Genomic DNA, 12587 nt, shown 5'->3' on the forward strand with positions numbered 1-12587 from the left:
CGGAAGAAAGCCAAATGTTGCGTATTGCCAAATGGATAAAAAGACAGATCGAAAGGAAATTCGCCGCCAATCAACCAGGTAAATTAGCTAGCAGTCGTCTGGAATCAAAATCTAATAAATTTGCAAGTCTTTTTCCTAAGAAAGTAAAGATCGATCGCGTAGCTACCGGATTTCAATTTACTGAAGGGCCAATTTGGTTCGCGGAAGAAAATTATCTTTTATTTAGCGATATTCCTGCTAACAAAATTTTGCAACTGACTCCAGATGGTCAGGTAACGATTTTCAGAGAACTCAGTCATAATTCTAACGGTTTGACTAGAGACAAACAAGGCAGATTAATTGCTTGCGAACACGGTACGCGCCGAGTTACCCGCACCGAGAAAGACGGAACGATTACCGTATTAGTCGATAAATTTCAAGGCAAAAAATTGAATAGTCCTAATGATGTTGTCGTCAAAAGTGACGGCGCGATTTATTTTACCGATCCTCCTTATGGCATCAAACCCGAACAGCAAGAACAAGCAATTCAAGGAGTTTACCGCCTTGCTCCTGATGGCAGCGAAATTATTGTTGTAGCCGATGATTTTAATAAACCAAATGGTCTAGCATTTTCACCTGATGAAAAGCAACTTTATATCGATGATTCAGAACGCCGTCATATCCGAATTTTTGATGTTAAAACAGATGGTACACTTGCTAATAGTCGCATCTTTTACGATATGAACGTTAAGCGATCGGGTTTACCTGATGGGATGAAAGTAGATGTGCAGGGACACATTTATTGTACGGGAGCAGGAGGCGTGTGGGTGTTCGATCGCGAAGGCAATCATTTAGGAACAATAGTTACTCCCGAACAACCAGCAAATTGTGCTTGGGGAGATCGAGATTGGCAAAGTCTTTATATCACTGCTCAAACTTCGGTCTACAAAATTAGAGTAAACATTCCCGGCATCAACTTTGCTTAATATTTGACGCTCCTATTCCCTGCACCCGATTTTTTATGCCCAGATAAGAGAGGTATGACAAACGGCGACCGTAATTAATTTTATCCTGCAACCGTTCCCTCACTCCAAAAGGAAAAAAGAATAATTTTTGCATCTTTTCGATCGTGCTATCGGAACTATAAAAAAGCCATTGTTGCAATTTGGATGAAAGTATTTTTATCAACCGATCTCCTTGCAATCTTCGTTCTATTTCGCTGGGAATTTTAGCATCTAGAAGTTCCTTGGCTAAGAGCAAACTCACCAACAGCATTCGTTCGCTACCTAAAGTTTTAGCTTGCTTGATGATGCGTCCCCAATCCAACTGTTGATGAGAGCGAATCAATTCAGCAATATCGCAGATTTGAGAAAGCTTTTGCTCTTGTTCCCAAGAGTCTTTCGCTATCTGCATTGCGAGAATAATCAGCAAATCTTCGGTGCAAAGGGTAGTGACTGTTGTGCCAATAATAGATACAAGCTCCAAGCGTTGCCACAAGCCATCAAAATCGAGTAAAAGAGGGAAGTATTTTGGTGCGATTCTCTTGTGGAGGTCTACATTAACTTTGTTTTTATTATTGATTAAGCTTTCTTCCCATTCAAATTTTGAGTCTGGGTGATATCCTTGAGAAATCAGCAGTTCTTTTGCTCTGGAAAAGTCCTGCGGCTGAACCAAAATATCCAAATCACCGAACTGCCTGAGCGACAAGTTGCCATACATGGCAGCAGTCAGCGCGGCTCCTTTGTAGGTGATAGCGGGGATTTGGTGCTTTTCAAACAAATTTAATAATTTCAGCAGTTCCTTAGTCAGGGACATATTACGTAGGGCGTTGGCGCGGTAGTCGTTGCGAAGGCGATCGAAAATTGGCTGTGGAACTGCTTCTGGACAAATGCTGGAAAGATTGTGGTACAACAGTGGCTTGGTGGCGTGTTGGGATGCTATTTCTATGAGGTATTTCCAGTCAATGTTTTCCTGGACTATTGTTTTTATTCGCTCTGCCATTGTACTATCTATGCTAGTTCTGGCACAACAAAGAAGTAGCTCGATTTCTGGGCGCGATTCTTTAAGTTTTATTTCCTTAACCTTTACTTTTTGACTCATTTATACACCTTATGAATTCTAAAAACGAGCGAAAATTTGAATGGGTTACTTCGGAGCAGGAATTGCTTTTGCGGGCTGCCCTCAAGCAAGGAAAAGATGCGACTGATGCTTGGCAGCAATGGAAGACAACTGTGGATATTGAGGATCTCGATCCAGAATCTTATCGGTTGCTACCATTACTGTATCGCAATTTATCTGTTCATGGCGTGGAAGATTCTGAGATGGTAAGACTGAAGGGTGTCTACCGACGTAGATGGTATGAAAATCAACTTCTAGTTTCTAAACTTACCGCACTTCTGCATTCTTTTCAAGATGCTGGGATTGAGACAATAATTCTTAAAGATGTCGCTTTGCTTTTACATTATTATCAAGATGATGGACTTCGTGCTATAGATACTTTGGATATTTGTGTGCGTTGGGCAGATGGAGATGCCGCACTCGCTTTATTGAATAAGTTGGGCTGGAAGTTAAAAGAAAAAGTGCCAGATAAAATTTTATCTAAGTTATCTGTGATTAGCTTTGTAGATGATTCTGGCAAAATATTGAATCTTTACAGACATATATACTGGTATCCTTGGCAAGAAAATACTAATTTCGGAGCGGGGACGAGCGCCACCCAAATAAAAGATTTATCAACTTATGTCTTAAACCCAACTTATCAGTTATTGCAGCTTTGTCACCAGGGAACAATTTGGAATTTAGTTCCACCAATTCGTTTGGTGGCTGATGGGATGACAATTATTAACTCATTTGCCGATTCAATAGATTGGGATGTTCTGGTGGCTGATGCGGAAAAGTATCGATTTATTTTGGCTTTAAAAAAGATGATAGCGATATTGTCTGAGTTACTATTAGTACCTATTCCCCACGAAATTATCGAAAAGGTTGGAGATTTGAAACCTTCAGCTTTTGAACTTATGGAGTATCAAGTAAGCGCCGGCGAACCGCTGCCTGTCATAAAAACTTTCATCATTAGATATTCTCAATATTTGAAGTCTGTTCAAAGTAGTGGGTTGAAATTTAAGATTATGGGTTTTCCCAGATATTTACAAGATGTCTGGGGGTTGGATAATTTATGGTCAGTTCCATTGCAAGTTACTCTTAAAGGTATGAAAAGGATACGAAACGATATTTTCAAGTAAACTTAACATCAGGAGAAACTTATAGAGGAAAATATTTCTATAATTACAATACTTTCGCCGTTTCTCAATAGACCTCTCCAGAAAATAATTTCAAAGGCAGGCAGGATGCCTACCCCACAAGAATTTTTGGAGATGTCTAATAGGTTGGCTTGAGTGAAGCGAAGCCCAATCTACTAATCAAGGCATTTTTAATTTTCACGAAGGTATTGTTCGAGAAACCCGGTTTCTGGGAGTTCAGTTTATTTACGCCCACCTACTTGCTAAAGGGAAACACAAATTCACAGTTTAGTCAAGTAAATAAAACAAAGATAACTGGGGTGAAATTGCAGGAAAAATTACGGTATACTGATAAAGTATTGGTGATTTTAAATACCATTTTTTAGAGGCAAGCAAATCACCTCAGTATATAGAATTGAGACTCTCCCGCTAAGCTAGCCCCTAACCCCGACGCCCTAACCCTCACCCCTAGCTAAATTTTGTGTTCCAAAGATGAAACGGCGAAAGTTTTTTGGCAAAGCAGCGATCGCAGCTTTTAGCAAGACGATCGCAACTACCGGTACAAGCAGCGCCCTACCAACTATAAGATGGGGAATGGCCATCAGTTGGCCAAAATCGCTGGAAACAATCTACCGAGGCGCAGACACGGTTTGCAAGCGCGTCCGGCAAATGACAAACGGGCGTTTCACCATCACCCCTTTTGCAGCGGGCGAAATTTTCCCCCGACTACAGGTTCTGGATGCCGTGCCAGCGGGAACGGTAGAATGCGGTCACACTCCCGGTTACTACTACGTTGGCAAAAATCCCGCCTTGGGTTTCGACACCAGCGTACCGTTTGGATTTAACGCCCAGCAGCAAAACGCTTGGCTGTATCGGGGTGGCGGTTTGGAGGCGATGCAGAAACTCTACTCGGACTTTAATATAATTAATTTTCCCGCTGGCAACACAGGCGTGCAGATGGGCGGTTGGTTTAAGCGAGAAATCAAGTCCTTAGCAGATCTTCTTAAAGGATTGAAAATGCGTATTCCCGGACTCGGCGGCGAGGTAATGTCGCGTTTCGGATTGAGGAAGGAAATTTACAAGTGGAATGCCACTAAGGAATTGAGCTTTGCAAATTTTGCGATAGGCAGCAATTCATATTGACATTCTGCCCGCTTAACCTTGTGGTGTAACGAGGAAGTCTGCCAAGGGGTTATGCTGGGATTTATGTCTGCCCCAGCACTAAGCCAGCCAGCTAACGTTACAAAAATTATTGTAATATTTGATTAGGGCTAATTCTGATTTGGAGGTTAACAGGAATTTTGCTAGAAAACAGCAGTAAACATTCTCGCAATAAAGTCTCTTGGCAAAAGCGCTTACAGTATAATTTCGACAATTTTATGTCGAAAGGAGGATTCTCAGTCTTTCTGGCCTTATTGTCAGTATTTTTTGCCGCTTTTGCTCTAATGACAGCAGCGCGTTACGCTGCCGATCGATTTTTTCCCAATCAAGATGCAGAATATTCTCCGGATTTGTCCTGGGAAGTTTTTGTTCAACTTATAGGCTTAAGAGACGCTGGAGACGATGCCAATCTTGCTGCTAAGTTTGTGGGTGTCATTACCATCCTCATAGGTTTAGTGTTATTTTCCAGCTTGGTAGCTTTCATCACTCAACAATTTGAATACAGACTCCAGTTGCTGCGTAAGGGGAAAAGCATCGTAGTAGAAGAAAACCATACCTTGATTTTGGGATTCAGCGATCGCATCGCAGATATTATTAAAGAATTAGTGGTGGGTAACGAATCAGAACCAGACGCAGCAGTTGTGATTTTGTCAGAGAAAGATAAGGAGAATATGGATGATTTTATTCGCAATAACATCATCGAACTAAAAACAACGAGAGTAGTTACTCGTAATGGTGCAATCACGAGTTTAAATAATCTTAAGAAAGTAGGAGTAGAAGTAGCTAAGTCGGTTGTGATATTAAACGATGCTAACCCATCAGATACAGAGCAATTTAAAATTTTATCAGATGCGCGTGTAGTTAAGGCTATTCTCGCAGTTGTAGCTGCTAATGGAGAAGAAAACTTGCCACAAATTGTCGTAGAATTACACTCAGAAAAATATCGCCGCCTAGCTGAAAACATCGCTCCCAAATCAGTCACTACTCTGAATGAAGCAGATATTTTGGCTCGGATATTAGTGCAAACTTCTCGGAGTGTAGGACTGGCAACAGTATATTTAAACTTGGTAGGTTTTGAAGGCAACGAATTCTATTTCTATCGTCCAGATTCAATTTGGCCGAAGATAACCTTTGCAGAATTGCCATTTCATTTCCGGAATGGGATACCAATTGGCGTGCGTCATGTAGATGGCAACCTGATACTAAAACCAAGCAAAGATTACAAGTTAACAGAAGATGATGAAGTTATCATACTTGCAGAAGATGACTCAACCATCCAAGTTCATCCAGAACCTGTAGTGCAGCTTCAAGATCTCGGCTATGCCAATTACCGGACAACACTAGAACGGAAATCTGAAAAGTATCTTATTATCGGTTGGAACAGCAAAACTCCGATCGCTCTTAAAGAATATGCAGAATACGTACTCGAAGATTCGCACGTTAATCTCATAGTAGACAATTTAACGGACGATATCAAAACTGAATTTGAGATGATTGCGAAGAATTATCGGCACATCAAAATGGAAGTGCTGCGAATAAACTTGGATTCTATAGAGGATATCAAGCAGCTAAAACCCTATGAATATCACACCATATCCATTTTGGCTGGCAGTGGCGACAATATCGAGGAAATTGATGCGAAGACGCTCGCCATATTGTTGGAAATCAGACAAATTTTTAAAGAATATACGGCTGAAACTGGAAACAAAGTCACTACCAATTTGATTGCCGAAATTATTGACTCAGAAAATACTGACCTGGTAATCCAAGCAGGTGTGAAAGACTTTCTTCTCACCAATCAATTTGTTTCTAAAATTTTAGCGCAGGTATCCCAAGAACCTGATGTGATGTCAATCTATCAGGATTTGTTTTCCGCAGACGGTAGCGAACTTTATATCAAGCCAGCATCGCTTTACTTCCCAGTCCAAAAGCTTGGTAGGCTAACATTTGCTGACTGCGTACTGGCTGCACAACATCGAGACGAAGTTTGTATTGGTGTCAGAATTGCCGCCCAAGCCCAGGATAAAGATAAAAATTTCGGTATCTATTTAGTACCGAGTATGGATAGGCTGCTTTATCTGACTATCAATGATTCGCTGATTACTTTGGCTGACGATCAAAGGTGAGGAAATTAGGGCATCGGGGTTAGGGGTTAGGGAAGAGGGAGCGGGAAAAGGTAAAAGGGAAAAGGTAAAAGGGAAAAGATTAATTCTCTCACCCCCCGCTCGCCCACGACCCTGTGAAATATCTCCCTTCTGTCTGAGCGATCGACTGTAAAGAATATCATCCGCGATCTTTGTTAAATTAACTAAACAATCACAAAAGCAATTACCTGCTGAAATCGAAAATGCTGGGTTTGAGTCGTTACCAATGGACTGTACTGTTTGCAGCGTGGCTGGGTTGGGGTTTCGATTTGTTTGACTTCATCCTATTTAATTACGTTGCTCCCAATTGCGTGCCAACTTTGTTAAATTTGACTATTGGTTCGCCGGAAGCCAAAGCAGCAACGTTTTACTGGACTGGAGTGATGACTTCGGTTTTGCTGTTAGGTTGGGCAATTGGTGGGGTGATGTTCGGAAAATTGGCCGATCGCATCGGTCGCACTAAAACGCTGCTGCTGACGATACTTATCTATTCTTTAGGAACCGCTAGCTGTGCTTTCGCCCCGAATATCTGGATTTTGATGCTTTGCCGATTTCTCAGTAGCTTGGGAATTGGCGGAGAATGGGCTGCTGGAGTGACTGTGGTGGCGGAAGTAATGCCGGAAAAACGGCGGGTAGAAGCGGCGGTTTTATTGTGTACAGCTGCGCCAGCAGGACACTTTTTGGCAACTTGCGTTAATTTCGCGATCGCTGGGGTGTTATTACCGGAAAGTCCGGAAGTTTCTTGGCGCTATATATTTATGTGCGGTTTGATTCCGGCTGTGGTGGCGGCGATCGTGCGCTTATTTGTTAAAGAACCGGAAGTTTGGCTCAAAAATGCCGGAAAAATGGCTCCTCCCCGCATTCGCGAACTTTTCAACCCCGAAAATCTGCCTGCAACGATTAGCGGCTTGCTGTTGGCAATTACGGCGATCGTCACTGCTTCGACTTGCAGTTCTTTTATTCCTGTTATTGCTGCTGGATTGGGTCAGTCGGTAGCTTTAGAAAGGAGTTTGGATGCAACGGCTACGCAAGTGCTGATCGAACAATGGAAAACAATCGCTAGCAATTGTCTTAATTTGGGCTCTTTGATTGGCACGCTTCTGACAGGTCTTCTTGCCAAATTATTAGGGCGCAAGATGATGTTTTCTCTCTACTTCTTTCTCTCTTCAGCTGCAATTTTAATTATCTTTGGGCTTTCAATACCTCCGGAAGTACAACTTTACCTCTTCTTTTTCATCGGTCTGAGTGTTTTTGGCATTTTTGGCAGTTTCAGCTATTACTTACCGGAACTATTCCCCACCAGGCTGCGAGCAACCGGTTCTGGCTTCTGCTACAATGCAGGCCGAGTAGTGGCGGCAGCAGGCCCATTTTTGGTAGGTTATCTGGCTTCTCAGAAAAGTTCGTTGTCTAGCGCATCGGTAACTTTGTTTTGGGTTGGTTTTATTCCGTTGTTGGGATTAGCCGCTATACCTTGGACGATCGAAACTAAAGGACAAGTTTTGGCAGATTGAGCAAATGAGGGACTAGAAAAGTCAAAAGTCAGAAGAGAGGCTGTTGAATTTATTCATAAAGCGGCGATCGATCCAATCTTTTAAATACCACAAAAGCGGCGATTCCCATCCGAATTGCCCCCAAGATGCAACCGCAGAACCATCCCCAGTGCCTATCAAACTCAGATATCTTTTTTGCGGCTGATATGGCTTTAATGATTTTCCCTCTAATTTCAGCCGCAAATTATTAAATAATGGCTTACCCTGTCTGACTGCAAATACTCCCGCTTTCGGACAAGGATTATTAATCAATGTGGCAATATCGCCAGCCGCAAAAATATCGGAATGAGAGACAGATTGCAAGTTATCGTTTACCAAAATAAAGTTATTTCCGTTTGTTGCTAATCCGGATATTTTCGGCCAATCCGGTGCAGATGCTTGCGTTACCCAGAAAAGGTAATCGAATTCAACTATAAGTCCAGATTCGCATTTGACAAATTTTTGTTGAACCTCACAAACATTTTCTGCCAAATGCAGATGAATGCCGCGACGGATGAGTAATTCTTGCATATGTCGGCGCACCCATCGGTTATGATTTGGCATCAGTTCGCGATCGCGATGGAATAAATGAATTTCTACTGCATTCTGCGAGATTTTTTGCAGGTGAGATTGCATTGTTAAGGACAATTCGACACCACCGGCACCCCCACCGACAATTCCCAAACAAATCGGTTGTTCGGGTTGATTGGTAACTGACTCAATAACTCGATTCCATTGTTGCAAAAACTTTGGTATCGGTTTAACTGCAATTGCATATTCATTTGCACCGGGTACGGATATTGTCGCCGGAGTGCTGCCGATATCAATTGATAATAAATCGAAGGAAACTGGTTGACTGTTAGCGCAAATAACTTGATTGTTTTTTAAGTCGAGATTGATGGCGCGATCGCAAATAAATTCGGCCCGGGCAAATTTAGTTAGCGATCGCAAATCGATAAAACATTCTGCGTGTGTGTAAAATCCGGCTACGTGACCGGGTAACATTCCAGAATATGGTGTGTCTGGCGCTTCGGATATCAGGGTTATGCGAACATTTGGCAGAGGTTTGATGCCAAATAATTGGAGTGCGATCGCATGACTGTGACCGCCACCAATTAGCACTAATTTTTGTTGATTATTCATCATTAAGCCTGAGTGGGAGAGTGGGGGAGGGGGGGAGCGAGAAGAAATTCTTAATTTTGACTTTTGACTTTTGACTTTTGACTTTTGACTCCCCCACTTCCTCCAATAATAGGAGCGATCGAAGCGGATTTGATATCATCCTAAATATGCTTTCTTAACCCGATCGTCATCGAGTAGATTGGAAGCTTCTCCCGTCAGCGTGATGCGACCCGCTTCCAGTACGTAACCTCGATCGGCAGTTTCTAAGGCAAGTCTGGCATTTTGCTCGACTAAAAGAATAGTAACCCCAGTAGCGCGTAAATCCTGAATAATAGCGAAAATCTCCCGCACGATCGCAGGTGCAAGACCGAGACTGGGTTCGTCCAAAAGCAAAACTTTCGGTTTACTCATTAAAGCGCGAGCGATCGCCAACATCTGCTGTTCCCCACCGCTAAGCGTTCCCGCTAATTGATGGCGACGTTCTGCTAAACGGGGGAAAATTTCAAATTGGCGATCGAGATCGGCACTTATTTCTGCCGAATTAGAGCGAATATACGCCCCCAATTCCAAATTATCCAGAACAGTTTGCCTAGATAACACCCGGCGTCCTTCCGGAGAATGAGCAATACCGAGTCGCACCACCTCATGGGCGGCGCGTTTGGTAATATCCCGCCCTTGGTAAATAATTTGACCGCTGCGAGGATCGATCAGTCTAGAAATAGCTCGTAAAGTAGTACTTTTGCCAGCACCATTAGCCCCAATCAAAGTTACTACCTCACCCGCATTAACAGTGAGATTGATATTTTGTAGGGCTTGAATACCACCGTAATTAACGTAAAGTTCCCTAATTTCTAATAGTGTCGTAGCGGGTGCTTTCATCTAAAACCTCACGGGAGCTTGGAAACCTTGTGTCTTTAGACCAAGGAGGTGCATCGAGTCGGCGATTTTAATCGCCGTCACCCATTGACCTAATACAAGTTTTTTCACTAAAATGGCAGTAATTCTAGCGAAAGTTGTATGTACCTGACTCAGAAAAACCAGATACGGAGTTTGACAAGCAAGGAATTCACGGCCTTGCGAGAACTTTGTAGATTGAGTAAAAACCTTTACAATGTGGGTCTTTACACAGTTAGACAATACTATTTTCAAGATAAGAAACACCTCCACTATGAATCCAATTATCATTACTGCAAAACTAATGAGAACTACAAACGTTTGAATACCGATATAGCTCAACAAACTTTGAAAGTAGTTGATAGAACTTTTCGTAGTTTTTACGGATTGATTAACGCAGCCAAATCGGGGAATTATCAGCAAAAGGTAAGGCTTCCTCATTATCTTCCTAAAGATGGGTATTTCACTTTGCTCATGCCCAAAATCAGGATTAAGGTAGCTGATAACAAGAGAGAATATCAGTTCTCTGGTAAACGAATTAAGCGTGGTTTGTACAGAACTAAACATGGTTTTCTGGTTAATGCTGATGTAAATGGTGCGGCAAATATCTTGAAGAAAAGTAAGCACAAGGCTTTAAGTCGAGTGTCTAGGGGTTGTTTGGCACAACCTTTAAGAGTGAAAATCTCTTAAGAATCCCCGTCGATAAGAGAGCGGGGAGTGTCAATCTGCTCCCAAATAAGCTTCAATTACAGCAGGGTTAGTTCTCACTTCCGTCGGATTGCCCAAAGCAATCAACTGACCGAAATTTAAAACTGCAATGCGATCGCACAACCCCATAACTAAGGGTACGTGATGCTCGATTAAGATGACAGTCAAGTTAAAGCGATCGCGTATTTCCCGAATAAATTCGCTCAACTGGTGCTTTTCACTGGGATTCATACCAGCGGCGGGTTCATCTAGCAGTAAAACTTGCGGTTCTAAAGCAAGGGCGCGGGCAATTTCGAGGCGACGTTGATCGCCGTATGCAAAATTTTTCGCTTTGACATAGGCGCGATCGCGCAAACCGACCAAATCGAGCAATTCCAAAGCTTTCTGCTTAGTTTTGATTTCTTCCGCAGGCGCTGGTGGCAAACCTAACACACCAGTTATTAAACCGCTTTTAGTGTGGACGTGCTGAGCGATCGTCACATTTTCTAGCGCCGAGAGGTCGCCAAACAAGCGAATATTCTGAAAAGTGCGGGCAATACCGGCTTTAGCGATGCGATGCGATCGCCTAGATGAAATTTCTTCTCCTTGATAAAATAGCTGCCCCCTGGAAGGCTGAATCAGTCCTGTAATCGTATTAAATAATGTCGTTTTTCCGGCACCGTTAGGGCCAATCAGCCCAAATATCTCATTTTTCTGCACCGTAAAAGAGACATTGTTAACAGCAACCAAACCTCCAAAAGTACGAGTTAAACCCTTGGCTTCTAGAATAGGATAACTGGCGGGAAGATTCTCGGCGTTCATCTGCACAAATTTCTATTTATCTCTTTGTCTTTTCAACAAATCCGGCGTCATCAAGCCTTGGGGGAAAAATATCGTTCCCAAAACTATCAACAATCCGAAAATAATCAGGCGACCGTCGCGCAGAAATTGGGCTAGCCACAGCGGTAAACCAGCAGTATCTGCGATCGCTCTCAACACCTCCGGCAGCGCTGTAAATACCATACCACCCAACACCGGCCCCACAAAAGTCCTGGTTCCGCCGATTAACACCGAAGTTAAGTAAACTATACTGGCATCAAAAGTGCCTTGACGCGCATTCCAAGTATTGAGGAAATGGGCGCTCAGCGCACCGACAACTCCCGCCAAAATAGCACCCAGAGTGAAAGCCAAAACCTTGTAGTAAGTTGGGTCAATTCCCATCGCACCGGCAGCCAATTCATCTTCGCGGATAGCCGTGAACGCCCTACCGACACGGATGCGTTCCAGGCGGTAGAGAATCACCATGCTGAGAATTAATAAAGGTAAGGCAATCCACAAATATTCCAGCGGAGTTTGGAAAGGTTGCGGAATACCAAATATACCAACTGCACCGCCAGTGAGATCTAAATTGAGAGCTAAAATGCGGAGTATTTCTACAAAAGCAATAGTTGCGATCGCCAAATAAATACCCCTTAACCTTAGCGCCGGAATTCCCACCAAAACGCCCAATATGCCGGAAACAACCCCAGCAATTAGCATTTCCAATAATACCAACCCAATGGGAAATAAACCGCCGTTAACTTTAAATACTTGAGTAGATAAAATCGCCCCAATATATCCACCCAAAGCATAGAAGCCGGGACTAGCCAAAGACAATTGCCCAGTCATTAAGGGCAAATAAAGCGACAGTCCCAATAGCGCTCCCAACACCATTGAAACAATCAGAAATCCGTAATTAGCTAAAAATTCAGCCATAAAGCAATTTGGGATTTTTATTAGACATCAGCCATTAGTCACAGGCATATTTTGAGCCATATATGTAAGGGTTTTAG

11 protein-coding genes are annotated in these 12587 nt (G+C 42.8%); 6 read left to right on the top strand and 5 right to left on the bottom strand.

Annotated elements, in window-relative coordinates; genetic code table 11:
• The first annotated feature begins 14 nt into the window (after positions 1-14).
• A complete protein-coding gene (locus ACE1CD_RS18105) occupies positions 15-965 on the top strand; it encodes an SMP-30/gluconolactonase/LRE family protein (RefSeq protein WP_374825899.1) in 951 nt (316 codons plus the stop codon).
• Here the strand turns inward: ACE1CD_RS18105 and ACE1CD_RS18110 are convergent.
• Entirely contained in the window at positions 952-2079 is a 1128-nt protein-coding gene (locus ACE1CD_RS18110; protein WP_374825901.1) for a nucleotidyltransferase family protein, read from the bottom strand. The two genes, ACE1CD_RS18105 and ACE1CD_RS18110, sit on opposite strands and share 14 nt — an antisense overlap.
• Positions 2080-2090: 11 nt before the next feature.
• Between ACE1CD_RS18110 and ACE1CD_RS18115 the strand changes: the two genes are divergently transcribed.
• The 4 genes from ACE1CD_RS18115 (at position 2091) to ACE1CD_RS18130 (ending at position 8034) form a co-directional block, all read left to right on the top strand.
• Complete coding sequence (locus ACE1CD_RS18115) at positions 2091-3221, top strand: nucleotidyltransferase family protein (RefSeq protein WP_374825903.1); 1131 nt, start codon at positions 2091-2093, stop codon at positions 3219-3221.
• 489 nt (positions 3222-3710) lie between these two features.
• Positions 3711-4361 (top strand): TRAP transporter substrate-binding protein, encoded by a 651-nt coding sequence (locus ACE1CD_RS18120; RefSeq protein WP_374796137.1) that lies wholly within the window; start codon positions 3711-3713, stop codon positions 4359-4361.
• A gap of 236 nt (positions 4362-4597) precedes the next feature.
• On the top strand, positions 4598-6505 hold the full coding sequence (locus ACE1CD_RS18125; protein WP_374796138.1) for a hypothetical protein: 1908 nt from the start codon (positions 4598-4600) through the stop codon (positions 6503-6505).
• A gap of 221 nt (positions 6506-6726) precedes the next feature.
• Positions 6727-8034, top strand: a complete 1308-nt coding sequence (locus ACE1CD_RS18130; protein ID WP_374825905.1) for an MFS transporter — start codon at positions 6727-6729, stop codon at positions 8032-8034.
• 21 nt (positions 8035-8055) lie between these two features.
• Here ACE1CD_RS18130 and ACE1CD_RS18135 read toward each other — a convergent pair whose 3' ends face one another.
• Positions 8056-9198 carry an FAD-dependent oxidoreductase gene (locus ACE1CD_RS18135; RefSeq protein ID WP_374825907.1) on the bottom strand — a complete coding sequence of 381 codons (1143 nt, stop codon included), beginning with the start codon at positions 9196-9198 and terminating at the stop codon, positions 8056-8058.
• A 132-nt stretch (positions 9199-9330) separates the two neighbouring features.
• Positions 9331-10053, bottom strand: a complete 723-nt coding sequence (locus tag ACE1CD_RS18140) for an ABC transporter ATP-binding protein (RefSeq protein ID WP_374796141.1) — start codon at positions 10051-10053, stop codon at positions 9331-9333.
• 171 nt (positions 10054-10224) lie between these two features.
• Here ACE1CD_RS18140 and ACE1CD_RS18145 point away from each other — a divergent pair, with 171 nt between their 5' ends.
• Complete coding sequence (locus ACE1CD_RS18145; RefSeq protein WP_374825909.1) at positions 10225-10758, top strand: hypothetical protein; 534 nt, start codon at positions 10225-10227, stop codon at positions 10756-10758.
• 30 nt (positions 10759-10788) lie between these two features.
• On the opposite strand, the gene ACE1CD_RS18150 is transcribed toward ACE1CD_RS18145, so the two are convergent.
• A complete protein-coding gene (locus ACE1CD_RS18150; RefSeq protein WP_374825911.1) occupies positions 10789-11577 on the bottom strand; it encodes an ABC transporter ATP-binding protein in 789 nt (262 codons plus the stop codon).
• Between the two features lie 12 nt (positions 11578-11589).
• Positions 11590-12510, bottom strand: coding sequence for a branched-chain amino acid ABC transporter permease (locus ACE1CD_RS18155; RefSeq protein WP_374825913.1), 921 nt, complete (start codon positions 12508-12510; stop codon positions 11590-11592).
• Positions 12511-12587 lie beyond the last annotated feature (77 nt).

This window comes from Aerosakkonema sp. BLCC-F183, from assembly GCF_041929145.1.
Lineage (GTDB): Bacteria > Cyanobacteriota > Cyanobacteriia > Cyanobacteriales > Aerosakkonemataceae > Aerosakkonema.

Coding starts and splice junctions, on each gene's coding strand:
- ACE1CD_RS18135 (WP_374825907.1), bottom strand. CDS start 9,198: ATGATGAATAATCAACAAAAATTAGTGCTAATTGGTGGCGGTCACAGT.
- ACE1CD_RS18150 (WP_374825911.1), bottom strand. CDS start 11,577: ATGAACGCCGAGAATCTTCCCGCCAGTTATCCTATTCTAGAAGCCAAG.
- ACE1CD_RS18125 (WP_374796138.1), top strand. CDS start 4,598: ATGTCGAAAGGAGGATTCTCAGTCTTTCTGGCCTTATTGTCAGTATTT.
- ACE1CD_RS18140 (WP_374796141.1), bottom strand. CDS start 10,053: ATGAAAGCACCCGCTACGACACTATTAGAAATTAGGGAACTTTACGTT.
- ACE1CD_RS18105 (WP_374825899.1), top strand. CDS start 15: ATGTTGCGTATTGCCAAATGGATAAAAAGACAGATCGAAAGGAAATTC.
- ACE1CD_RS18130 (WP_374825905.1), top strand. CDS start 6,727: ATGCTGGGTTTGAGTCGTTACCAATGGACTGTACTGTTTGCAGCGTGG.
- ACE1CD_RS18110 (WP_374825901.1), bottom strand. CDS start 2,079: ATGAGTCAAAAAGTAAAGGTTAAGGAAATAAAACTTAAAGAATCGCGC.
- ACE1CD_RS18120 (WP_374796137.1), top strand. CDS start 3,711: ATGAAACGGCGAAAGTTTTTTGGCAAAGCAGCGATCGCAGCTTTTAGC.
- ACE1CD_RS18115 (WP_374825903.1), top strand. CDS start 2,091: ATGAATTCTAAAAACGAGCGAAAATTTGAATGGGTTACTTCGGAGCAG.
- ACE1CD_RS18155 (WP_374825913.1), bottom strand. CDS start 12,510: ATGGCTGAATTTTTAGCTAATTACGGATTTCTGATTGTTTCAATGGTG.